Raw genomic sequence first — 22,887 nt, 5'->3', positions numbered from 1 at the left:
CTGATGGCGCTTCGCTTATCAGGCCTACAAGCGAAGCGGGCCTGTAGGCCGGATAAGGCGCAGCCGCCATCCGGCAATGCGCTGCTCGATAATTAATTCTGCAACACCGACGACACTAACAGCTGGGTATACGGATGATGCGGATCGTCGAGCACCCGGTCGGTAAGCCCACTTTCCACCACCTGTCCCTGCTTCATCACCAGCAGGCGGTCGGCCAGCAGGCGAGCGACGCCCAGATCGTGGGTGACAATCACCACCGCCAGGTTCAGCTCCACCACCAGCCCGCGCAGCAGGTCGAGCAGGCGCGCCTGCACCGAAACGTCCAGCCCGCCGGTGGGTTCGTCCATAAACACCAGCTTAGGGTGGGTCACCAGGTTGCGGGCAATCTGCAAACGCTGCTGCATCCCGCCGGAGAAGGTGGTGGGCAGGTCGTCGATGCGCGAGGCGGGGATCTCCACCTCCTCCAGCCAGCGTCGGGCGGTGGCGCGAATATCACCGTAGTGGCGCGCGCCGGTGGCCATCAGCCGTTCGCCGATATTGCCGCCCGCCGACACCTGACGGCGCAGGCCGTCCATCGCGTGCTGATGCACCACGCCCCATTCGGTGCGCAGCAGGCGACGACGCTCGGCTTCGCTCATGGCGTACAGCGAGCTGTCCTGATAGCGGATCTCTCCTTCCTGCGGCATCAGACGCGCGGAAATGGATTTCAGCAGGGTGGTTTTGCCGGAACCCGACTCGCCGACAATGCCCAGCACCTCGCCCGGCCAGAGATCAAAAGAGACGTTGCTGAAGCCCTTGCCCGGCGCATAGAGATGGGTCAGGCGGTCAACGGAGAGTAATGGTTGCGTCATGCGGTTTTCGCCTCGCTCTGTTGGCGGCAGTAGTCGGTGTCGGAGCAGACAAACATCCGTTTGCCGCTGTCATCCAGCACCACTTCGTCGAGATAGCTGTGGGTCGAGCCGCAGATAGCGCACGGCTCGTCCCAGGCCTGGACAGTGAACGGATGGTCGTCGAAATCGAGGCTCTCCACGCGGGTATATGGCGGCACCGCGTAGATGCGCTTCTCGCGCCCGGCGCCGAACAGCTGCAGGGCGGGCATCATGTCCATCTTCGGGTTATCGAATTTCGGGATCGGTGACGGGTCCATCACGTAGCGATCGTTGACCTTCACCGGATAGGCGTAGGTGGTGGCGATATGGCCAAAGCGGGCGATATCTTCATACAGCTTTACCTGCATCACGCCGTACTCCTCCAGCGCGTGCATGGTGCGGGTCTCGGTTTCGCGCGGTTCGATAAAGCGCAGCGGCTCGGGGATCGGCACCTGGAAGATCAGGATCTGATCCTCCACTAGCGGCGTCTCCGGGATGCGGTGGCGGGTCTGGATCAGCGTGGCGTCCTCGGTGCGCTCGGTGGTATTCACCCCGGTCACGCGCTGGAAAAACTGGCGGATGGAGACCGCGTTGGTGGTGTCGTCCGCGCCCTGGTCAATCACTTTCAGCACGTCCGCTTCGCCGATCACGCTGGCGGTGATCTGAATGCCGCCGGTGCCCCAGCCGTATGGCATCGGCATTTCACGGCCGCCGAACGGCACCTGATAGCCGGGGATCGCCACCGCTTTAAGGATGGCGCGGCGGATCATGCGTTTGGTCTGTTCATCGAGGTAGGCAAAGTTATAGCCGCTGAGATTAGCCATGGTTCTGCTCCCGTTGCAGGCGTTTTAACAGTTCCAGTTCGGCCTGGAAATCGACGTAGTGGGGAAGTTTGAGGTGCGAGACGAAACCGGCGGCTTCGACGTTGTCGGCGTGGGCGAGGACGAACTCTTCATCCTGCGCCGGGCCGACGGCGTGCTCGCCGTACTCCGGAGCCTGCAAGGCACGGTCGACCAGCGCCATCGCCATCGCTTTGCGCTCGCTCATGCCGAACACCAGCCCGTAGCCGCGGGTAAAGTGCGGCGGTTCGTCGGCCGGGTCGACGAAGCCGTTGACCATTTCGCACTCAGTTATCAGCAGTTCGCCGACGTTCACCGCAAAACCCAGCTCTTCCGGCACGATGGAGACGTCGAGATAGCCGCTGCGAATTTCACCGGCAAATGGGTGGTTGCGCCCGTAGCCGCGCTGGGTGGAGTAGGCCAGCGCCAGCAGATACCCCTCGTCGCCGCGCATCAGCTGTTGCAGGCGCGACGAGCGCGAGCACGGGTAGACCGGTGGGGTGCGGGTGATGTCGTCCGGCGTCGCGCCGCTGTCCGCCTCCGTTTTTGCCAGTCCCTGGCTGGCCAGCAGGCTGAAGACGTGCGGCGCGGGCGCTGGCTCCCCAGCTTCGGTTTGCAGGGCCGGGGCCTCTCCGTTCGCCAGCAGGGTAAAGTCCAGCAGTCGATGGGTGTAGTCGTAGGTCGGGCCGAGCAGCTGGCCGCCCGGCACGTCTTTATAGACAGCGGAGATGCGGCGTTCCAGGCGCATATCGCCCGTTGCCAGCGGTTCGCTCACCGCCAGCTTCGCCAGCGTGGTGCGGTAGGCGCGCAGCAAAAAGATAGCCTCGACGTTATCGCCGCTGGCCTGCTTCAGCGCCAGCGCCGCCAGCTCGCGGTCGGCGATGCCGCCTTCGGTCATCACCCGGTCCACCGCCAGGTTCAGCTGCTGTTCTATCTGCTCGACGCTCAGCTCCGGCAGCGCGGTATCGCCCCGGCGTCGGTTTTCCTGTAGCTGGTGGGCGGCGGCAATCGCCTTCTCGCCCCCTTTAACGGCAACGTACATCAGCAAACCTCCACATGGGGGGTGCGCGGGATGGCCAGCAGGCGCTCGCCGCAGGTGAGGATCAGATCCACACCAAGCGGGAACGGGTGCGGGCGTTCGGTCAGTTCATGCAGAATGCAGCTCGGCAGCTGTGGGGCGATCATTCGCTCTTCGGCGATGCCCGCGCCGGTCAGGCGCAGCATGCGGCCGCCGCTGAGGCTCGACACCTGCACTATCAGCGTGGCGCTGGTTTCCGGGGCCACGGCGCTGCCTTCGCACAGGGCGTTGAGCTGCTCGCTGCTGATGGCGTCGCTGGCGACGGCGAAGGTGGCCAGCTGCGGTTGCTCCACCAGCGGCGCGTTGGTGTGAAAGCGCAGGCTCTGGCTGACGATATCGTTATGCAGCGCGGTGGAAATCCACACCGGCGTATCGTTGTCGGCCAGCGTCAGCAGCACGCTGGTGGTGGCGACGTTGAGCGGCTGCCAGCCGTGTTTGAGCTGATGCAGCGCGACGATCGCGCCCGGTTCGCTCATCGCTTTCAGCAGACGGCGAAAACTGTGCTGGGCATCCTGCACGGGTAGGGTAAAAGCGGTTTCCAGGGTCATGCGTTATCTCCGCGAACCAGCGTAAAGAAGTCGACCCGGCTGGCGTTGATCTGCGCCTGGCGGGCGGCAATGCGCGCGCTGCGGTCGGCGTCCAGCGGGGTAATCAGGGTTTCGAGTAAGGTTTGAAAATGGCCTGGCTGCTGCATCAGGGCGTCGATCAGCGCGCAGCGCTCGGCGTGGGCTTTATTGCGCCCCAACACCCAGCTATAGCCGAGGGTGCCGTTATGCAGACGTACGGCGGCGCGGGTCAGCGTGGCGTCGCCGGCAAAGAAACGCTCGCCGGTGCCGCCCATCCGGCCCTGTAGCTGTACCAGCCCGGTTTCCGGCGCGCGGAGCACGTCGTAATCGGCGGTGATATTCAGGGCGACCATTTTTGCCGCGAGGTTCGCGGGGTCGCTGTGGGCCAGCACCGACATCCAGTGCTGGCGGGTCGCGGTATCGTGGTGCATTCAGTGCTCCATAATAAATTCGATCATGTCGGCGCGGGTCAGGCTGACGGAGTACTCCATCGCCCGGTTATCGCCTTCACGATGGTTCAGGGTGCGCACGCACAGCAGGGGCGCCATATTGGGAATTTCCAGCCGCTGGCTCTCTTTGGCCTGCGCCCGGCGCGCGCTGATGCGGGTCTGGCTGCGCATCAGCGCAATGCCGGTCTGCTCGCGCAGAAAATCGTGCAGCGAACCGTGGTCGAAGGTTTGCAGCGTCGGCCACAGGCTGAGGTCAGCAAAGTAGTGGTCGATAAGACACAGCGCCACGCCGTTTACCCGGCGCAGGGTGCGCAGGTGAATGACGTTGTCGCCTTCGTTAATGCCCAGCGCTTCGGCGATATGGCTAGATGCGGGGCGCAGCACCGATAGCAGCTTTTCGCTGGTGGGGTGGCTGCCCTGGTCGAGCAGGTTTTGGCTGAAGCGTGCCTGAGCGTTAAGCGGGTAGTCGAACGGGCGCATCAGCACCAGCACTCCCACGCCCTGACGGCGCTGGACCCAGCCCTTTTCCACCAGCTGGTCGATGGCGCGGCGCAGGGTGTGGCGGTTGACTGCAAAACGCGCCGCCAGCTGATGCTCGGCGGGCAGATAGTCGCCGCAGCGGTAGTGCTGCCGCAGCTCCTGCTCCAGACGCGCGGCAATTTCCTGATAGCGCGTCGGATAACTGGTCGGATGTGTAGACAAGTGCATAGCCATCAATACCTCGCGAGTCAGATAAAGTGCTTACGCAAACGCTGGGAGAGGAAATCCAGCAGGCTGACGGTGACGATGATCAGCACCATCAGCGCGCAGGTTTGCTGGAACTGGAAGCCGCGAATCGCTTCCCACAAGGTCACGCCGATACCGCCCGCGCCGACCATCCCCACCACCGTGGCGGAGCGGACGTTGGATTCGAAGCGGTACAGCGAGTAGGAAATGAGCAGCGGCATCACCTGCGGCAGCACGCCGTAGAGGATCTCTTCAATTTTGTTGGCCCCGGTGGCGCGAATGCCTTCAACCGGGCCGGGTTCAATCGCTTCCACCGCTTCGGACAGCAGCTTGGAGAGCACGCCAGTGGTGTGAATAAACAGCGCCAGCACCCCGGCGAACGGGCCTAAGCCGACGGCGACGACGAACAGCATGGCGAAGACCATTTCGTTAATCGCGCGGCAGGCGTCCATCAGGCGACGCATTGGCTGGTAAACCCACCACGGCACCAGGTTTTCGGCGCTCATCAGGCCGCAGGGGATGGAAAGCACCACCGCCAGCGCGGTGCCCCAGACGGCGATTTGCAGGGTCACGGCCATCTCGCTGAGATAGTCCTGCCACTGGCTGAAGTCCGGCGGGAAGAAGTCGGCGGCGAAGGTCGCCATGTTGCCCGCGTCCTGGAACAGGGTGACCGGGTTCATTTCGGCTCCCTTCCAGGAGACCACGAGCACTGCCAGCAAAACGGCCCAGCCGATCAGCGAGAACCAGCTGCGCTTGGGGGGTGGGATAGTGATGGTTTGCATATTTAGCTCCGTCGTGTTTTCTCCCTCTCCCTGTGGGAGAGGGCCGGGGTGAGGGCATCAGCGTACGCCGCTGCCCCCTCACCCTAACCCTCTCCCCATAGGGGAGAGGGGACTCATTACTGCACCGCTTTTGCCGTCGCGTTCATTGCGCCAATCGCCGCCGTGGTACGGTCAAGGTCATTGAGCCGCGCCTGAATATCGGCGGTCTTGCTGGCCTTCTCTTCGGCGTTCAGCGTGCTGTTGCCCTTCACCGTTTGCATCTCTTTAAACAGCGTCAGCTGGCGAATCGGCAGCAGCTGCAGGTCGCTGGAGGCGCGGAACGGCGCCCAGCCCAGACGTTCCAGCACCGCTTTCTGCTCTGGCGTTTTGCCGTAGCTCATAAAGAAGCTGTAGACCTTGTCCTTAGTGGCTTCGGAGAGGTTTTTACGCCACACAATCGGGTCACCGGGGATCAGCGGCGATTTCCAGATTACCTTCAGCGCTTTCAGCTTCTCCGGCGCGGAAACCTTCAGCTTGTCGAGGTTTTCGGTGTTATTGGTGGCGACATCCACCTGCTTGTTGGCAACCGCCAGAGCGTTGGTTTCGTGGCTGGCGTTGAGCGTGCGCTTGAAGTCGCTGGCGGAGGCGTTGTTTTTGGCGAAGACGTAGTAGCCCGGCACGAGGAAGCCGGAGGTGGAGTTCGGGTCACCGTTGCCGAAGGTCAGCTCTTTGCGTTTGGCGAGCAGGTCGTTGAGGTTGTTGATGGGGCTGTCTTTGTTGACGATCAGCACGCTCCAGTAGCCCGGTGAACCGTCGGCGGCGACGGTCTGCGCGAACACCTGGCCGTTGGCGCGATCCACCGCTTCCATGGCGGAGAGGTTGCCGTACCAGGCGATATCCACTTTATTGAAGCGCATGCCCTGGATAATCCCGGCGTAGTCCGGGGCGAAGAAGGCGTTCACCTTCACGCCCAGCGACTTTTCCATATCCTTCAGGAACGGTTCCCACTGCGGTTTCAGGTTCTGCTGCGATTCCGTCGAAATAATGCCGAAGTTCAGCGCTTTTTCCTGCTCCTCCGCGTGTGCGGGAGCGAACAGGGTGCTGAGGCTAAACATGCTGGTGAAGGCCAGCGCGGCAACGGCTTTATAACTCATTTCCATTCCTCATCGTGGGGACGTTAAGCAGCCTGCGCGTTCTCTTCGACGCGATTGATGCTGCGGTAGAGATGGTCAAAACGTTCGTTATCAAACTGCTGGCTGCTGCCGTCGTAGAACACGTGTCCCTGACGTAGCGCGATGATGCGTTCGCAGTAGCGCAGCGCATAGTCGACCTGGTGCAGCGTCACCACCACGGTGATGCCGTCGGTCTGGTTAATGTCGCGCAGCGTGTCCATCACGATGCGCGCCGATTCCGGGTCCAGCGAGGCGATAGGCTCGTCGGCAAGAATGACTTTTGCCTGCTGCATCAGCGCGCGGGCAATGGCGACGCGCTGCTGCTGGCCGCCGGAGAGAGTAGACACGCGCTGGTGGGCCATGTGCGCCATGCCGACGCGGGTGAGCGCCTGCAAGGCGCGCTGTTTTTGTTCGCGGGTGAACCAGCTAAAACAGGTGCGCCAGAACGGCGTGCTGCCGAGCGCGCCGATCAGCACGTTCTCCAGTACGCTCAGGCGGTTAACGAGGTTGAACTGCTGAAAGATGTAGCCGGTGTGGGCGCGGCTTTGGCGGATGTCGCGCGCCAGTCGGCCCGCCTGCTGTACGGTTTTGCCCAGCAGCTCAATGCGGCACTCCGGCGTTTTATCGCCGACGATCAGGCCGCTCAGATGACGTAAAAGGGTGGATTTGCCAGAACCGGACGGGCCAAGCAGAGCCACCATCTCACCGGCGTGGACGTTCAGGTCAACGGCGTGCAGCACCTGATGCTGGTTGAACGTTTTGTTCAGCTTTTCAACGCGAATAATTGTTTGCATGTTGGACCCCTCAAAAAAGGTGGCCCCATCGTGGCGAACTTGTGTGACATTTGGGTTAAGAGATAGTTACTGAGGGATGAATAGTTGACGGGAATTCGATGACAGAGCGGGAGGCCGGGCCTCCCGTGGGGTCAGAGCGTGGGCTCCTGCGGTTTGACAACGTTAATCATCCACGGCACGCCGTACCGGTCGACCACGCGGCCAAAACCGTGCGCCCAGAAGGTCTCCTGCCAGGGCATTTCCACTTTGCCGTTGGCGGCGAGATTATCAAACCAGCGTTTGCCTTCTTTGACGTCCTGGGTGTCGAGCACCAGCGTAAAGCCCGCGTAGTGGGCGTTATCCGGCGAGGTGCCGTCGCTCATCATGATGTCGCTGCCGGCGATGTGCACGTTGGCGTGGGCGATAGCGCTGTCGGGAAATTTCAGGCCGGAGGGGCAGCCGCCTTCGTCGTCCATCGCGGACGGCGGCATTTCGCCAAAGGTGATTTTATAGCGCAGTTCCGCACCCAGCGCCTGCTGGTAGTAGGCAATGGCATCGGCGCAGTTGCCGGAAAAGGCGAGATAGGGACTTAAAGGCATGATCGTTACCTCAGGTAAGAGTAGCCAGTTAAGTGTAGTGCGTGTCGGTGCAGGGAGCTAAGCGTGGCGGGGGGAGTGCCGGATGGCGCTTCGCTTATCCGGCCTACGGGACAGTGCAATTGGTAGGCCGGATAAGATACGTAGCATCGCCATCCGGCAATGCTACAGGCTCAATCAGTTCTTTTTCACAAACTCAGATTTCAGCTTCATCGGGCCAAAGCCGTCGATTTTGCAATCGATGTTGTGATCGCCTTCGACCAGACGGATGTTTTTCACTTTGGTGCCGATTTTCAGCATCGAAGAGCTGCCTTTGACCTTCAGGTCTTTGACGACGGTGACGCTGTCGCCGTCGGCCAGCAGGTTGCCGTTGGCATCTTTAACAATCAGCGCATCGCTGTCTTGTGCCGGTTCAGCATCGTTCCACTCGTGTGCGCATTCCGGGCAGATGAACATGCCGTTGTCTTCGTAGGTGTATTCGGAGTTGCATTGTGGGCAGTGGGGTAATGACATGGAGTGTTTCCTCAAAAGTGCAGTGCGAAAGGCAAGGGCCTGAAAAAACGGCAAATCGCCGAAAATAGCCCTGATTATACAATAAAACCCTGCATTTGTCGGTGTTATCCCGGACGGGATGGGGAAGGGCGGGGAAATTATCCCTCTCCCCGGCGGGGAGAGGGAACCGATTTAGTGGTGCGCGGACTCCGGTATCACCTGCTTTTCGGCGCCTTCCGGTTTTGGTGCGCCGTAACGTTTCGCATACAGCGCGGTAATAATCGGCACCAGAATCGCGGTGACAATCACGCTTGCGGCAACCAGCGCCGTGGCGGAAGCGGCCACCGGGGCGAACGATGGGTTAATCTGCGCAATGATCACCGGGTTCGCCACGGCAGCACCTGCTGCGGAAGAGGCGGCGACGCCTGCGGTACCATTACCACCCCCGATCACGCGGTCAGCAATAATCAGCGGAATACCGGTGATAACGATAACGGCAACACCCAGCAGAATGCCCAGCAGGCCGGTGTCCATAATCACGCTCAGGTTGATGGTGTTACCCAGCGCGAAGCCGAAGAACGGAATCAGTACCGGCGTGGCTTTGCTGAAGAAAGAACGCAGATCGTGGTCCAGGTTGCCCAGCGTAAAGCCGATCAGGAACGGCAGCACCGCACCGATAAAGTGGTGTGGCTCGAAGGAAGCGAGACCTGCGGAACCGAGGATCACCATGGTCATCAGCGGGCCGGATTCCAGAGACATCAGTACGAATGCGCCGGACTCTTCTTTGGTGCCGTACTGGTTCATCAGGCTGGCGTACAGGCCGCCGTTGGTCATATCCATCGCGGAAACGATCGCCAGCACGGAAAGCCCGGCGAAGAAACCGGTCTGAATACCGCCCTCAGGAATAAACATCGCGGCAATCATCGCCACGACCCACGCCACGCCGATTTTGGTCAGCACCAGCGTACCGGATTTACGTAATACCGTGCCGGTGGCGCGCAAATCAATGGATGCCCCAATACAGAAGAACCAGACGGCCAGAATAGGCACCGTTCCGCCGATCATACCTTTAGTGAAAGATCCGAAATATTCACCGGTGTCAGGTGCAAAGGTATTTAATACCGCGCCTAACAGTAACGGGATCAGCATCATCCCACCAGGGATTCGTTCCATTGTTGCTTTAATTTTCATGTGGCATCCTCGCTTCGTGCCGTCGGCTGACGTCAGAAGAGATTAAGTATAATAATTTCAGTTGTTTATATTGCTATCGTCTGGTGTTTACATCCCAGTAGCCTACCCATGCGTAGGAATTTTCTGGCATGTTTAACGTTGTTTCGGACGCTATAATGCATTTGCTGGAATGCTGATTCAATCAAAATAAAACAGTGTTTTAGTTATGTGGATCACATATTTCATAAATGGAATCAGCGTTCTGATGAGATTGAGAAATGCTGTGAAAACATTGTGAAATATTTTGAAATAAGTTTTATCTTAGATGAGGAAAAAAGGGGGGCGATTTGCGCGATTTTTCGGCTGGTCAAACCGCGATGGTCGGTCAAATGTGAGGGAAATATTTCGCCAGCGTAGTCGGTGTCATGCTTTTGTTAAGTTGATCACAATATTAATCGCTGTTAGGGTAAATAGGATTGCCCCTCTGTGGGATTTTTTCGAGAGGCGCCTTTTTAACAGACTCGCCATCAGGCTCAACAGGTTTGATTGTCCGGAGAACATACTCCACCGCCGACATGCAAACCTGCTACGCTTGGATAAACGGAACCAGAATTGCCACGGTTCCCTTTACGCACCTTCGCAAACGCCTTGCCGTTTGCCGCCACGGGGTGTGCGTTCAAGGCGAAATTGAACGAGGAAAACCATGCTTAGAAGGAAAAAAGTAAAACCGATCACGCTTCGTGACGTCACCATTATCGATGATGCCAAACTACGCAAAGCAATTACCGCCGCTTCGTTGGGTAACGCGATGGAGTGGTTCGATTTCGGGGTTTATGGATTCGTGGCCTACGCGCTGGGTAAAGTCTTCTTCCCGGACGCAGACCCAAGCGTACAGATGATTGCCGCACTGGGGACCTTCTCCGTTCCCTTCCTGATTCGTCCGCTGGGCGGGCTGTTCTTCGGGATGCTGGGGGATAAATACGGCCGCCAGAAGATTCTCTCCATCACCATTATCATTATGTCGCTCAGTACATTCTGTATCGGGCTTATTCCGTCGTATGAGTCCATTGGTATCTGGGCGCCTGTGCTGCTGCTGCTGTGTAAAATGGCGCAGGGCTTCTCGGTCGGCGGCGAATATACCGGGGCGTCGATCTTCGTTGCCGAATATTCACCGGACCGTAAGCGCGGCTTTATGGGCAGCTGGCTGGACTTCGGTTCTATCGCCGGGTTTGTGATGGGCGCAGGGCTGGTGGTTCTGCTCTCTACGGCGGTCGGTGAGGCCAACTTCCTCGAATGGGGCTGGCGTATTCCGTTCTTCGTCGCGCTGCCGCTAGGGGTTATCGGTCTTTACCTGCGTCATGCGCTGGAAGAGACGCCGGCGTTCCAGCAGCACGTGGATAAGCTCGAGCAGGGCGATCGTCAGGGCCTGCAGGACGGCCCGAAAGTATCGTTTAAAGAGATCGCCACCAAGCACTGGCGTAGCCTGCTGGCCTGTATCGGCCTGGTTATCTCGACCAACGTCACCTACTACATGCTGCTGACCTACATGCCGAGCTACCTGTCGCATAACCTGCACTACTCGGAAGACCACGGCGTGCTGATTATTATCGCCATTATGATCGGGATGCTTTTCGTGCAGCCGGTGATGGGGCTGCTGAGCGACCGCTTCGGCCGTCGCCCGTTCGTGGTAGTGGGCAGCGTCGCGCTGCTGGTGTTCTCGATTCCGGCATTTATCCTGATTAACAGCAACTCGATCGGGCTGATTTTCTCCGGCCTGCTGCTGCTGGCGGTGATCCTCAACTGTTTCACCGGGGTGATGGCTTCGTCGCTGCCGGCGATGTTCCCGACCCACATCCGCTATAGCGCGCTGGCCAGCGCCTTTAACATCTCGGTGCTGGTGGCCGGTCTGACGCCGACGCTGGCGGCCTGGCTGGTTGAGTCAACGCAGAACCTGATGATGCCGGCTTACTATCTGATGGTGATTGCGGTGATTGGTCTGATTACCGGCGTGACGATGAAAGAGACCGCCAACCGTCCGCTGAAAGGCGCGACACCTGCGGCCTCGGATATCGAGGAAGCGCGTGAAATTCTTCAGGAGCATCACGACCATATTGAGCACAAGATTGAAGATATTGACGCGGAGATTGCCGAGCTGCAGGAGAAACGCTCGCAGCTGGTGATGCAGCATCCGAAGATTAACGAGTAAAACGTAGCCCGGCCGAGCGCAGCGACGCCGGGAAACAGATCAAACAACCCCGGTCGGCCCGTTAAGCCGCCGGGGTTTTTTGATGCTTACCGTTCGCGGAACGCTTCCGCTTTGGCCCGCAGAATCGGCTTCAGCAGATAGGAGAGAACCGTTTTCTTACCGGTAATAATATCTACCGACGCCACCATCCCAGGGATAATAATCAGCGGCTTCTCGTCGCTGCCCAGGTGGTTTTTCTCGGTACGCAGGCGAATGACGTAGAAGCTTTTCCCCTCTTTATCCGTCACCGTATCCGGGCTGATTTGCTCCAGCTTCGCCTTCAGGCCGCCGTAGATGGTGTAGTCATAGGCGGTGAATTTGACGATAGCTTCCTGACCCGGACGCAGGAACGCGATGTCCTGCGGGCGGATTTTCGCCTCGACCAGCAGCGTATCATCCAGTGGAACGATTTCGACCAGGTCATTACCCGGCTGAATAACGCCGCCGATGGTGTTGACCATCAGCTGCTGCACGATACCGCGCACCGGCGAGGTGACGAGGGTACGGTTCACCCGGTCTTCAATCGCTTTGCCGGAGGCTTCGATTTTGCTGAGATCGGTTCGCGCTTCATTGAGCTGCGACAGCGCTTCGCTGCGGTAGCGGCCACGCGTTTCATTGATTTTGCTCTCAATCTCTTTAATCGCCGCCTCGGCGCGCGGCACGGCCAGGGTTACGGACTCAAGCTGCCCGCGGGTTTCCACCTCAGAACGACGCAGACGCAGCACCTCGACCTTAGAAATCGCCCCTTTGGCGACCAGTGGCTCAGACATGCTGATCTCCTGCTGCAACAGGCTCAGGCTGCGGCGGTACTGCGAGCCTTTGGCCTGATAGTCCAGCAGCTCCTGCTTCTTCTGCACCAGCTGTTCGTTTAAGCCGGACAGTTCGCTCTGGATACGCTTGTTGACGCTGGCGAACAGCTCCATTTCGCCGTTGGCGATATCCGGCGATTTCTCGAGGATATCCGGCGACAGGGTCAGGGTCTCTTTATCGTCCAGCTGCGCGGTCAGGCGCTGAATGCGGGCCTCCAGCGCCAAACGGTCGGCCTCAGACTCACCGGCGTTAGAGCGAAAGCGGGTGTCGTCCAGGCGCAGCAGCGGTGCGCCGGCTTTGACCACTTCACCTTCGTGCACGAACACCTCAGCCACAATCCCGCCCTCCAGGTTCTGGATTTTTTGCAGGCGTGAGGACGGGATCGCTTTACCATCGCCGCGCGTGACTTCATCAATGTCGGCCAGCGATGCCCAGGTAATCATGATGATAAAGAAGCCGAGAATGGCCCACAGGGTGATACGCACCACCCGCGGGGAGTCATCGATAAGCGCCTTATTCACCTCGTTAGCGGTGAGCGTAGAGGCATTTTTGTCGCCAAACAGCCATTTCATCAGGCGGGTAAGTCGGTTAGCGTTGCGCATGAATTTGTCCTTTCTTCAGTGCGTTCATCACGCTTTCTTTCGGACCATCGGCGATGATTTTGCCGTTGTCGAGGATAATCAGACGATCGACCAGCGTCAGCAACGAGGCGCGGTGGGTCACCAGCAACAGCGTTTTGTTGCGCACCATTGGCGTCAGCGCCTTCTTAATCAGGTCTTCGCTGGTGTTATCCATCGAACTGGTTGGCTCATCCATCAGCAGCACCGGCGGGTCGAGCAGCAGCGCACGAGCCAGCGCGACGGCCTGTCGTTGGCCGCCGGAGAGGTTCATCCCGCGTTCACCGACCTGCATGTTGTAGCCGGACGGGTGACGGCGCGCAAACTCGTGCACGCCGGCTAAGGTGGCCGCGCGCAGCATTGTTTCTTCGTCCACGTAGCTGGCGCCGCTTAACAGGTTGTCGCGCAGCGTGCCGCTGAACAGATGGATATCCTGCGGCGCGTAGCCGATGTTGTGGCGCACGTCGTTGACGTCGAGCTGGCGGGCGTCGATACCGTCAATCAGGATAGTGCCGCCGTCGGGCTGGTAGAAACCGACCAGCAGCTTGGCCAGCGAGCTTTTGCCGGAGCCGCTGCGGCCGATAATCCCGACCTTCTCGCCCGGCTCAATTTTCAGCGAAATACCGTTGAGCGACAGGAACTGGTTATGCGGATAGCGGAAGCTAACGTCGCGGAATTCGATGGCTCCGGAGAGCGTTTCGCGCTTCAGCGGCACTTCGTCGTCCTGCACTTCCTGCTCAAGGTCCATCATGTTGTCGATGGTGGCCTTGGTCATTTTCGCGCGCTGGTAGCGGGTGATCAGGCTGCAGAGCTGGCCAATCGGCATCATCGCGCGACGGTTCAGCAGGTAACAGGCGATCAGGCCGCCCATACTGAGGCTACCGGCAATAATGCTGTAAACCCCGACGACAATCATCACCACGCCCGCGATTTGTTGAATCCAGGCGGTGAAGTTCACCGCGACGTAGGACAGCGATTTGACCCGCAGCTCAAGCTTGCTGAGCTGGCCGATAATCTGTTCCCACTGGTACTGACGCTCGCTTTGCGCGTTGTTGACCTTGATGGCGTCCAGCCCGGTAATGGTCTCAACCAGCATGGCCTGACGTTCCGTGGAGAGGCGATAGGTTTTCTGCACCTGCGCCTGCAGCGGGCGCTGAATCATCCAGTTGACGAGCAGCGCCAGCGGGTAACAGAGCAGCGGAACGAAGGCCAGCGGGCCGCCGATGATACCGATAACCAGCAAAATCAATAAGGTAAACGGCAGGTCGATCAGCGCCGTCAGGGTGAGCGATGAGAGAAAATCACGTACCGACTGGTATTCCTGAAAGTGCTGCGTAAAGCTGCCGACGCGTAACGGGCGCGCTTTCATCCTCATGCCGAGCAGGCGCTCGAAAAGCGCCGCCGAGACGATAAGATCGGTCTTTTTCCCCGCTAAATCGAGGCAGATACCGCGTAATACTTTCAGTATCAGGTCAAAGATAAAGGCAATCGAAATACCGATCGCCAGCACCCACAGGGTGGCGGTCGCCTGGTTGGGCACCACGCGGTCGTAAACGTTCATCACGAACAGCGGCGTGGCGATAGCGATCACGTTGATGATAAAACTGGCGACGATAGAGTCAAGATAGAGGAATTTCGACAGTTTTAACGTGTCTTTGAACCAGGACTTCGTGCGCGGGATAATGGCCGTCGGCTGGCTATCAAATTCGTGCCCGCGCTGGATAAAAATGGTTTTCCCGCTGTAGTTTTCCGCCAGCGTTTCGCGCTCGAGCACGATTTCGCCGCCTTCCGTTTCCGTCGACAGCAGACGCGCGCGCTGCTGGTCATCCCAGCCGATCAGCACCGCGGCCTGCTCGTTTTTAAGCAGCACAATGGCGGGCAGCGAGAGGGCGGTGATTTTTTCCAGCGGCCGCTGTAATACGCGCGCTTTTAACCCCGCACGCTGCGCGGCGCGCGGAAAGGCGCTGAGGGTCAGGCGGTGTTCATTCAGCGGTAGCCCGGCGGTTAAGACGTTGCGGCTGGTGATGATATTGTGCAGCTGGCACACGATCATCAGCGAGTCGAGCAGGGGATCATCATGGTTTTGACGTGGGTCGAGTCTGATGGAGTCATCAGGAGAGGTATTTGCTTGCTCAAGTGGATCAGTATAAGACGCCATAATCAGACCTTATATACCAGCGAAAAACTCGCTAAGGCTAGAGAATATAATGGGTTATCTCACCATAAGATGAGATAACCCGTAGGCCCAAAATCTGTTACTTCAGGTCAGGTAAATTGCTGTGTGCCGTTTGCTGCACCTCGACCGGCTGCGCGGCAGACGGTGCCTGAATATTCAGCTGCTTTAACAGATCGCCGATACGGGCGTTGATGCGGTAGGTGGTGAACATCTCCGTAAACTGCATCTCGACGTAGCGGCGCTGGGCGTTGAAGACTTCGTTTTCGCTGTCCAGCTACGTTCGCCGATGCTGAACTGCTCCTGGTAGGCGGTACGTACCACGGCGCTGCGATCGGCATAGTCTTTGGCGATCGGCACCTGCTGTTTGGCGTTCTGCCAGGCGTTCCACGACAGACGCAGCTCTTCATCCAGCTGGCGAAGGGCGTTACGCTTCACGTCCTGCGCCTCCTGCATTTTATACGCATAGGATGACAACTGTGCCTGGTCGCTGCCGCCGTTAAACAGGTTATAGTTCATACGAACCATGGCCTGCCACTCCTGGTCATGACCGCGCGTGCCGTCAACGTTGTTATCCATACGGCGACCCACGTCGATATTAACGCTCGGGTAGAAGCGGGATTTCGCCGCTTCATACTGCTGACGGGTGGCCTCAACGTCCGAATCCGCCTGTTTCAGCAGCGGGCTGTTTTCCAGCATCAGCTTCCGCGCTTCGGCCTGCGAGGCCGGGACTTTGGTGGTCATCGGCATCGAAAGACCGGTCGCTTCTTTGCCGATCACACTGTAGTAGTTGGCCTGCGCATCTTCCAGGTTGGTTTGCTCGGTCAGCAGGTTGTTTTTTGCCTGCGCCAGACGGGCCTGCGCCTGTTCATAGTCGGCGGTACGGCCTACGCCCTGCTCGGTACGCAAACGAATCTGATCGAAAATACGTTCGTGGCTTTTCAGGTTATCCTGCGCCAGCTTCACCATTTTCTGACGCATCAGCACGTCAAGGTAGCTCTGGATGGCGTCCAGCGCGGTCACTTCACTGGTATTCATCACCGAGAACGCACGTGAGTTCACGGTGGCTTTCTGGCGTGCGACTTCGCTTGAAGTGGCAAAGCCGTTAAACACGTTCTGCCGCAGGTTGATGCTTGATTCGCTGCGGTGCAGGTTACGACGATGATCGTCTGCCGCACGGGTAGAGGAGTTATCGGTCTGCTCCCAGCCGGTCCCGGCGGACAGATCCAACGTCGGCAAATAGCCACCCTTCGCGGCACGCAGATCCTGGTCGGCAGAATAACGGCTATTCACCGACGCGCTCACCTGCGGATGCCATAGTAAACTGTCTCTGACCGCTTGCTCGAGCGACGCCGCGCTCACGTTGTTGGCAAACAGTAATGGCAGAGAGATGCCTGTTAATACCCGAATGTGTTTATTCATCATGTCGTCCTTTCCTTTCGTACATTTCCCTGACTCGTGGCTTTACCCGCCAGAGGCAATGTCATTAGACAAAAAACAAAATAGGTGCCAACGCTCATGGGGCTGATAGCAGCCCCATGGCGTTATGCATCAGGCTTCAACTTCAGGTTTGGCAATTAAATCATCCGGCTCATTGCTGGCCCAGGTCTGACTGCCGTCTGCGTCTCCGCCTTCCGCCGGAACATGCTCAACGTTATTTGGCGTTTGCGCCGTTTCCGTTGTCTCCGTTGTTGGAATGAGGTTGGAGATATCCTTATTGTCACCCTCATTTATAATATCACTGAATGATAAAGGTTCATCCTGACTAATAATGGTGGTTTCTTGACCAGACTCATTACTATTGTCGTTGTGATTACTTTCTCCACTGATTGTTTCAGTTTCATGAACCGTGCCATCGTCGCTATTGCTGCCCAGCAGGGTAGTGAGTGAGTTTTCCTCCGTGTCACCGTGCGCGTCGTTCAGCGGGGCGCTATCGGTGGTCAGGCTATCGGGTGCATCGCCGACGTTATTGAGAACCAGCGAGTCGCTGTCCACCAGCGGATTATCGAGGCTATCCGCATCGGTATCCTGCGGGTCATCACTGATCTCGGCCGTTTCTTCTGGGGTATCCGTCGGTTCCGTGGAGACGTTATCCTCTGCATACTGACTCTCGTCGACGTGGTCGTCGCTGTCCGTGGGTTGCAGGGTGTGGTCTTCGGTATTGGCATCCTCTACGGTTTCGACGTCGATAGGGGTGTCCGCCATGGTCGCCATAGCGATATCCATTTCCTGGGCGTCAAGAGACAGTTCCTCGTTGTCGACGCTGCTGTAATCCCATTGTGTGGTATCGGCGTATCCATTTTCGCTGCTGAACTCATCTCCTTCGTAAGTTCCCGCGGAGGTATCTACATCCATGGCGAGTTCGAGTGTGGTGTCTTCGCCATCCGGTATGGTGATAGTGATTTGACCGTTGAAATCCTTAATACCGTCCTCAAAGATGAGCGTATAGGTGCCGTCTTCGTTGTACATGACGGTCACGTGCTCCATGTCATTTCCACTGAATACTGCATCTTTCGGTAGCCCATGCAGCGTTATTTGCGTGATGGTTTGCGTCTCACTTTCGCTATCCAGATCGACGTTTATATCCAGAGTAACCTTCCAGCTTGCCGTGGTTTGCCCCGGATGCTCGGAGAGACCATCCCCATAAATGACGCCTTCGATAAATTTTGTGGCATTCGGGATGAGCTGTGTTTTACCGTCAGCGCTGAATATTTTGATTGCGGTCAGGTTGTTGAATTGACCGTTATCTTTTTCTGTAGCGCTGAATTGGTAGTCAGCCGCTTCGCCGACTAAAAAGATGTAATCTTTACACCCGCTCTCTCCAATAGCTATCTGATCCCCGCCGACCCCGCCTAGCTTGCTTCCGTTTGTGGCCTGTGAGTGAGTGCCTATTACAAAGATATCGCTGTAGCTTTCGCTGTCATTCAGCTTCGTCGCATCCACGTTTTTACTGGTGTAATACTGGATTTGCGACGGATCATCACAGGTCGGCTCAGGATCGACGCCCTTAGTGAGCCAAACCCGAACGCTGCTTCCTATCGCGGTAATGACTCCGTCGACCACGTCAAATCCATAAGGTTCTGAAGAACCGCCGTTAACCTGGAATACCTTGCCTTCCGTTGATTCACCGGGGATCTCGGACTTTATGCCTGGAGTCACGTTAACGGAGAGTGTGACTTTTTCGTTGTCGGAATCAGAGTCGCTGTCGGAATCAGAGTCGCTGTCGGAATCTGAGTCGCTGTCGGAGTCAGAATCGCTGTCGGAGTCAGAATCGCTGTCGGAGTCCGAGTCGCTGTCGGAGTCGGAATCGCTGTCGGAGTCCGAGTCACTGTCGGAGTCGGAATCGCTGTCGGAATCTGAGTCGCTGTCGGAGTCTGAGTCGCTGTCGGAGTCGGAATCGCTGTCGGAATCTGAGTCACTGTCTGAGTCGCTGTCAGAGTCTGAGTCGCTGTCGGAATCTGAGTCGCTGTCGGAATCTGAATCGCTGTCGGAATCTGAGTCGCTGTCGGAGTCAGAATCGCTGTCAGAGTCAGAGTCAGTGTCAGAGTCAGAGTCGCTGTCGGAGTCCGAATCGCTGTCGGAATCTGAGTCACTGTCAGAGTCTGAGTCGCTGTCAGAGTCTGAGTCGCTGTCGGAGTCCGAGTCACTGTCAGAGTCTGAGTCGCTGTCGGAGTCAGAATCGCTGTCGGAGTCCGAGTCGCTGTCGGAGTCCGAGTCGCTGTCGGAGTCCGAGTCGCTGTCGGAGTCAGAATCGCTGTCGGAGTCCGAGTCACTGTCAGAGTCCGAATCGCTGTCGGAATCCGAATCGCTGTCGGAATCCGAGTCACTGTCGGAATCTGAATCGCTGTCGGAATCTGAGTCGCTGTCGGAGTCAGAGTCGCTGTCGGAGTCAGAGTCGCTGTCGGAGTCAGAGTCGCTGTCGGAGTCAGAGTCGCTGTCGGAATCTGAGTCGCTGTCAGAGTCAGAATCGCTGTCGGAGTCCGAGTCACTGTCGGAATCAGAGTCTGAATCACTATCCGCATCAGCATCCGCATCAGTATCATCATCGACTAAACTGCGATCGACGGGGTCGAGGATCGTCATTTCCTCAACAATATCGGTATCCGGGAAATCCAGCCCTTCCGTTGGGTAGCCCGCGGTGGGGTCAACGACTTCGCCCGTCAGATCGAGAATCACGTGCGTGTGCGCGCCGCCGACGCCAGGTTCACCGCCGCTTTCGACGATGGTTTGTGGGCCTGCGGCGGTCGCTTCAAGGGTTTGGGTCGGGTCCTGACCCTCGGCAATCGCCTGCTGGATTGCGGCAATATCAACAGGAGGGGTATCAGGAGTAGCGGCAGGGGAGATGCTTGTACTATCCCAGAGGCTATCGCGTCCAAGATCGAGATTTTTGCCATTGGCCAGGCTCAGCGTGACCGCGCCGTCGGCACTGGTTTGAATTTGTTCACCGGCAAAAATTTTATCCCCTTCCACCAGTAAGCGTCTGCTTCCGTCAGGTGAAATAGCGAAGGCTTGCCCTATTATCGCTTTTATTACTCCGGTTACATCAGCCATATCTTACTCCTCTTAATCTTACGTGAACGATTCCATTTGTTCATGGCTCATAGAGTGGTTGTGTATAACTTCGCTCCATGGCAGCACCGTCAACACAAAACACCGTAGCTAATACGTTTGTGTGCGTGCTGATAGTATTCCAGCCCCGCCTGGAGATGAGGGCTGGTAAATAAAAATCTGGCTATGGTTATAAAGTAATATGCAAAAAAGACAGTTTCTTTGATTTTAATGTCGTTTTAGTAAGAATTTTCCACAAAGAAATAGGATTATGTCTGTTTCTGATAAGGTCATGAAATACCTGGCAGAAAAATTCATGCTGTATAAGGGTTATGATAGACGGTTTTATAATTTATTGATATTAAATGAAATTTACTTTTCTTACTGCTCATTGTTGTAAGGTTTTTATGGCTGTGATTTAACAGGCTTATGCTCTAACATATTGATAATAAATGAGCTATTCTAATCTTGATGGACCATTCTATTATTATTTCAATATTATCCCTAATGCATTAGATAACCTTACGATAAAAAAGAATGTATTATCTGAAATATTTGAGTTTAGCGCTGTCAATTGGTTAATAAATTTAATTGGTTAGCCGGATGTGGCATGGCACATTTTTAGAATTACAAAATTTCGTATTTGTAATAGCTTTGTTGGGGGTATTTTTATGATGAAATATGTAATATCAGACCATCTGGTCTAAAATATAGATAAGAAAGATTGTCTTATATACGTTGAATTGTTGAATGTATTGGCCAGGGAAAAAGAAAAGGGCTAGCGTAAGCTAGCCCTTTTGTATTAAGCATCCGTATCCGGCTGCGCGATCAGGTGATCCAATTCGGCCGCATCGTATGCGCCCCAGGACTCTCCGCCACTGCCTGAACTTTCGGCGGGCACATCCTGAACGTGCCCTGCTGTCGATTCGCTGTCGGCAGCGTCCGCGACCTGAATCAGCGAACTGAGGTCTTTCGCGTCATCATCATGAATGATGTCGCTGAGATCGATAACGTTCTCCTGGTTTGGCTCGCTGGTTTCAACCGCCGCTGAGTTATCCGCCTGCGTCGCTTCGCTCTGCGCGGCATCGCTGCTGTTTAACTGGCTATCGATATCATCCAGCAAGAGACTGAGCGACGTTTCCGGGTTTTCCTCGGCAGTTTGCGTCAACGAAGCGTCCTGGTTCACGCTGCTCAGGTCGAGCTCATCATGGTCATCCAGCAGGGTTGAGGCATCTTGATCCGTAGTGATGTTGTCATCCGTTGTCTCCGTAGAGGCCGTCTCGTCCGTTGGGTCGGCCGAGTCGGTCGCTGCGGTTTGTTCGGATGTGTTGTCACCATCGGTATGATCCGTCGTCTCCGTAGAGGCCGTCTCGTCCGTTGTGTCGGTCGAGTCGGTATCTGCAGTCTGTTCGGATGTGCCGTCACCTTCGCTCTGATCCGTCGTCGACTCCTCGCCGGTCTGCGCTGGTGAATCTGTCTCTCCCGCCTGATCTGCGCTGGTGCTGTTATTGGTTGTATCCGTCGAAGCGGTATCGTCAGCATGGCCATGATCGCCGCTTTCCGCGTGATCCGACGTCGCATGATGTACGTCGTCGTCCGCGCTCATCAGGCTTGCCGAATCGCTATCCGCATGATGATCTTCGTCACCAGTGATAGCGATCGCGTGATCGCCGCTGTTAGCATCGATCTCGCCCGAAGAATGCGACGAACCATCAACCTCGCTAGTGATCTCCACCTTGATCGACCCGAGATCGTCGATCTGCGTCGATGAGGTAAAGGTGAGATCCATATTCAGGTTGCTATCACCGGTGATATCGATAACCACGTTGCCATGTTCATCAACTGTGTAGTTTTCACCGTTGTAGCTGACCGTGGTGCCCGGCGGTAACCCGGTGAGTTTAACTGACGAGATGTGGTCGCCATCCGCCGCACCATCGAGGTTCGCATCAATGTTCAGCTCATACTTCCACGTGGTATCGGTATCCGGATTCGAAGGATCCAGACCTTCCTTCCCGTCACCGGAGATGACTTCCGTCACCTTGTTGTTGCCGCCATACGTTTTACCGTTGATGGTGACGTTCACGCTTTCGTAATAGTTGATGTTGCCATTGACGTTGGCCGAACCCGCTGACGAGCTCCAGTTCGATGAGCCAGGCACGAAGATATAGTCGTTCGCGTCACTCGTTGACGGCTCCCGGTTCCCGTTGACGGCGTTCATCGGATGCTGGGTACCGTCGCTCTGGGTGTAGGTACTGTCTTCATGCAGCACGAAGACGTCCGTTTTACCCTCGTTCCCCTGGTCGTAAACGTGAATATTTTCTGCAGGAATATCGCTGGAAACGTATTTGCCAATATCGCCTTCCGACACCCAAATCACCACGTTAGGGCCGACGGCGACGATCATGCCGTTGCTGTCGACGTCAAAACCATTCCCGCTCGGATCTTTACTGCCGCCGTTCACCTCTGTGACTTTGGATGATTCCGTCACGTTCACGTTAACGTTAAGGGTGACGTCGGAGTCGGAGTCGCCATCGGAATCGGAGTCGCCGTCGGAATCGGAGTCGCCGTCGGAATCGGAATCGCCGTCGGAATCGGAATCGCCGTCGGAATCGGAGTCGCCGTCGGAATCGGAGTCGCCGTCGGAATCGCCGTCGGAATCAGAGTCGCTGTCGGAATCAGAGTCGCTGTCGGAATCAGAGTCGCTGTCGGAATCAGAGTCGCTGTCGGAATCAGAGTCGCTGTCGGAATCAGAGTCGCTGTCGGAATCAGAGTCGCTATCGGAGTCAGAGTCGCTGTCGGAGTCAGAGTCGCTGTCGGAGTCAGAGTCGCTGTCGGAGTCAGAGTCGCTGTCGGAATCAGAGTCGCTGTCGGAATCAGAGTCGCTGTCGGAGTCAGAGTCGCTGTCGGAGTCAGAGTCGCTGTCGGAGTCAGAGTCGCTGTCGGAGTCAGAGTCGCTGTCGGAATCAGCATCGGCATCAGCATCAGCATCAGCATCTGCATCAG

16 protein-coding genes and 2 pseudogenes are annotated in these 22,887 nt (G+C 57.1%); 1 reads left to right on the top strand and 17 read right to left on the bottom strand.

Annotation, left to right across the window (positions count from 1 at the left end; all coding sequences use genetic code 11):
• Window positions 1–92 precede the first annotated feature (92 nt).
• The 12 genes from phnK to kdgT form a co-directional block, all read right to left on the bottom strand.
• Window positions 93–851, bottom strand: a complete 759-nt coding sequence (gene phnK / locus ACK5JN_RS14735) for a phosphonate C-P lyase system protein PhnK (protein ID WP_416870860.1) — start codon at window positions 849–851, stop codon at window positions 93–95.
• Window positions 848–1,693: an alpha-D-ribose 1-methylphosphonate 5-phosphate C-P-lyase PhnJ gene (gene phnJ, locus ACK5JN_RS14730; protein ID WP_416870859.1), complete on the bottom strand. Its 846-nt coding sequence runs from the start codon at window positions 1,691–1,693 to the stop codon at window positions 848–850. Before phnJ ends, phnK begins: the two co-directional genes overlap by 4 nt.
• Complete coding sequence (locus ACK5JN_RS14725) at window positions 1,686–2,750, bottom strand: carbon-phosphorus lyase complex subunit PhnI (protein ID WP_416870858.1); 1,065 nt, start codon at window positions 2,748–2,750, stop codon at window positions 1,686–1,688. Before ACK5JN_RS14725 ends, phnJ begins: the two co-directional genes overlap by 8 nt.
• On the bottom strand, window positions 2,750–3,334 hold the full coding sequence (phnH, locus tag ACK5JN_RS14720; RefSeq protein ID WP_416870857.1) for a phosphonate C-P lyase system protein PhnH: 585 nt from the start codon (window positions 3,332–3,334) through the stop codon (window positions 2,750–2,752). Before phnH ends, ACK5JN_RS14725 begins: the two co-directional genes overlap by 1 nt.
• Window positions 3,331–3,783: a phosphonate C-P lyase system protein PhnG gene (gene phnG, locus ACK5JN_RS14715; protein WP_416870856.1), complete on the bottom strand. Its 453-nt coding sequence runs from the start codon at window positions 3,781–3,783 to the stop codon at window positions 3,331–3,333. The genes phnH and phnG overlap by 4 nt, the downstream gene beginning before the upstream one ends.
• The gene (gene phnF, locus ACK5JN_RS14710) at window positions 3,784–4,509 is read right to left on the bottom strand and encodes a phosphonate metabolism transcriptional regulator PhnF (protein WP_416870855.1); all 726 of its coding nucleotides are present in this window, start codon (window positions 4,507–4,509) and stop codon (window positions 3,784–3,786) included.
• Window positions 4,510–4,529: 20 nt separating this feature from the next.
• Window positions 4,530–5,309: a phosphonate ABC transporter, permease protein PhnE gene (phnE, locus tag ACK5JN_RS14705; protein WP_416870854.1), complete on the bottom strand. Its 780-nt coding sequence runs from the start codon at window positions 5,307–5,309 to the stop codon at window positions 4,530–4,532.
• A gap of 116 nt (window positions 5,310–5,425) precedes the next feature.
• A complete protein-coding gene (gene phnD, locus ACK5JN_RS14700) occupies window positions 5,426–6,442 on the bottom strand; it encodes a phosphonate ABC transporter substrate-binding protein (protein ID WP_416870853.1) in 1,017 nt (338 codons plus the stop codon).
• Window positions 6,443–6,465: 23 nt separating this feature from the next.
• Window positions 6,466–7,254 (bottom strand): phosphonate ABC transporter ATP-binding protein, encoded by a 789-nt coding sequence (gene phnC / locus ACK5JN_RS14695; RefSeq protein ID WP_416870852.1) that lies wholly within the window; start codon window positions 7,252–7,254, stop codon window positions 6,466–6,468.
• Between the two features lie 131 nt (window positions 7,255–7,385).
• The gene (gene yjdN, locus ACK5JN_RS14690) at window positions 7,386–7,832 is read right to left on the bottom strand and encodes a VOC family metalloprotein YjdN (RefSeq protein WP_416870851.1); all 447 of its coding nucleotides are present in this window, start codon (window positions 7,830–7,832) and stop codon (window positions 7,386–7,388) included.
• Between the two features lie 174 nt (window positions 7,833–8,006).
• The gene (locus ACK5JN_RS14685) at window positions 8,007–8,342 is read right to left on the bottom strand and encodes a zinc ribbon domain-containing protein YjdM (protein WP_064546752.1); all 336 of its coding nucleotides are present in this window, start codon (window positions 8,340–8,342) and stop codon (window positions 8,007–8,009) included.
• 171 nt (window positions 8,343–8,513) lie between these two features.
• Window positions 8,514–9,512: a 2-keto-3-deoxygluconate transporter gene (kdgT, locus tag ACK5JN_RS14680; RefSeq protein WP_416870850.1), complete on the bottom strand. Its 999-nt coding sequence runs from the start codon at window positions 9,510–9,512 to the stop codon at window positions 8,514–8,516.
• A 682-nt stretch (window positions 9,513–10,194) separates the two neighbouring features.
• Between kdgT and proP the strand changes: the two genes are divergently transcribed.
• Window positions 10,195–11,697 (top strand): glycine betaine/L-proline transporter ProP, encoded by a 1,503-nt coding sequence (proP, locus tag ACK5JN_RS14675; protein WP_416870849.1) that lies wholly within the window; start codon window positions 10,195–10,197, stop codon window positions 11,695–11,697.
• A gap of 86 nt (window positions 11,698–11,783) precedes the next feature.
• Here proP and ACK5JN_RS14670 read toward each other — a convergent pair whose 3' ends face one another.
• The 5 genes and pseudogenes from ACK5JN_RS14670 to ACK5JN_RS14650 all read right to left on the bottom strand — a co-directional run.
• The gene (locus tag ACK5JN_RS14670; protein ID WP_416870896.1) at window positions 11,784–13,118 is read right to left on the bottom strand and encodes an HlyD family type I secretion periplasmic adaptor subunit; all 1,335 of its coding nucleotides are present in this window, start codon (window positions 13,116–13,118) and stop codon (window positions 11,784–11,786) included.
• Between the two features lie 16 nt (window positions 13,119–13,134).
• Window positions 13,135–15,321, bottom strand: a complete 2,187-nt coding sequence (locus ACK5JN_RS14665; protein ID WP_416870848.1) for a type I secretion system permease/ATPase — start codon at window positions 15,319–15,321, stop codon at window positions 13,135–13,137.
• Between the two features lie 97 nt (window positions 15,322–15,418).
• Window positions 15,419–16,758: pseudogene (locus ACK5JN_RS14660) on the bottom strand (TolC family outer membrane protein).
• A gap of 129 nt (window positions 16,759–16,887) precedes the next feature.
• Entirely contained in the window at window positions 16,888–19,887 is a 3,000-nt protein-coding gene (locus ACK5JN_RS14655; RefSeq protein WP_416870847.1) for a retention module-containing protein, read from the bottom strand.
• Between the two features lie 799 nt (window positions 19,888–20,686).
• Window positions 20,687–22,887, bottom strand: a pseudogene (locus tag ACK5JN_RS14650) (hypothetical protein); the annotation flags it as partial.

Source organism: Kluyvera sp. (genome assembly GCF_047971185.1).
In the GTDB taxonomy this organism is placed as follows: Bacteria; Pseudomonadota; Gammaproteobacteria; order Enterobacterales; family Enterobacteriaceae; genus Kluyvera.
Note: the sequence above shows the minus strand (reverse complement) of the source record. Positions and strands in the feature narration are given on the sequence as shown.

Bases quoted from the DNA above. Each gene is read 5' to 3' on its own strand.
- proP (WP_416870849.1), top strand. From the start codon at position 10,195: ATGCTTAGAAGGAAAAAAGTAAAACCGATCACGCTTCGTGACGTCACC.
- phnJ (WP_416870859.1), bottom strand. From the start codon at position 1,693: ATGGCTAATCTCAGCGGCTATAACTTTGCCTACCTCGATGAACAGACC.
- phnC (WP_416870852.1), bottom strand. From the start codon at position 7,254: ATGCAAACAATTATTCGCGTTGAAAAGCTGAACAAAACGTTCAACCAG.
- phnD (WP_416870853.1), bottom strand. From the start codon at position 6,442: ATGAGTTATAAAGCCGTTGCCGCGCTGGCCTTCACCAGCATGTTTAGC.
- phnG (WP_416870856.1), bottom strand. From the start codon at position 3,783: ATGCACCACGATACCGCGACCCGCCAGCACTGGATGTCGGTGCTGGCC.
- phnK (WP_416870860.1), bottom strand. From the start codon at position 851: ATGACGCAACCATTACTCTCCGTTGACCGCCTGACCCATCTCTATGCG.
- ACK5JN_RS14670 (WP_416870896.1), bottom strand. From the start codon at position 13,118: ATGAAATGGCTGTTTGGCGACAAAAATGCCTCTACGCTCACCGCTAAC.
- ACK5JN_RS14725 (WP_416870858.1), bottom strand. From the start codon at position 2,750: ATGTACGTTGCCGTTAAAGGGGGCGAGAAGGCGATTGCCGCCGCCCAC.
- ACK5JN_RS14655 (WP_416870847.1), bottom strand. From the start codon at position 19,887: ATGGCTGATGTAACCGGAGTAATAAAAGCGATAATAGGGCAAGCCTTC.
- yjdN (WP_416870851.1), bottom strand. From the start codon at position 7,832: ATGCCTTTAAGTCCCTATCTCGCCTTTTCCGGCAACTGCGCCGATGCC.
- phnH (WP_416870857.1), bottom strand. From the start codon at position 3,334: ATGACCCTGGAAACCGCTTTTACCCTACCCGTGCAGGATGCCCAGCAC.
- ACK5JN_RS14665 (WP_416870848.1), bottom strand. From the start codon at position 15,321: ATGGCGTCTTATACTGATCCACTTGAGCAAGCAAATACCTCTCCTGAT.
- ACK5JN_RS14685 (WP_064546752.1), bottom strand. From the start codon at position 8,342: ATGTCATTACCCCACTGCCCACAATGCAACTCCGAATACACCTACGAA.
- kdgT (WP_416870850.1), bottom strand. From the start codon at position 9,512: ATGAAAATTAAAGCAACAATGGAACGAATCCCTGGTGGGATGATGCTG.
- phnE (WP_416870854.1), bottom strand. From the start codon at position 5,309: ATGCAAACCATCACTATCCCACCCCCCAAGCGCAGCTGGTTCTCGCTG.
- phnF (WP_416870855.1), bottom strand. From the start codon at position 4,509: ATGCACTTGTCTACACATCCGACCAGTTATCCGACGCGCTATCAGGAA.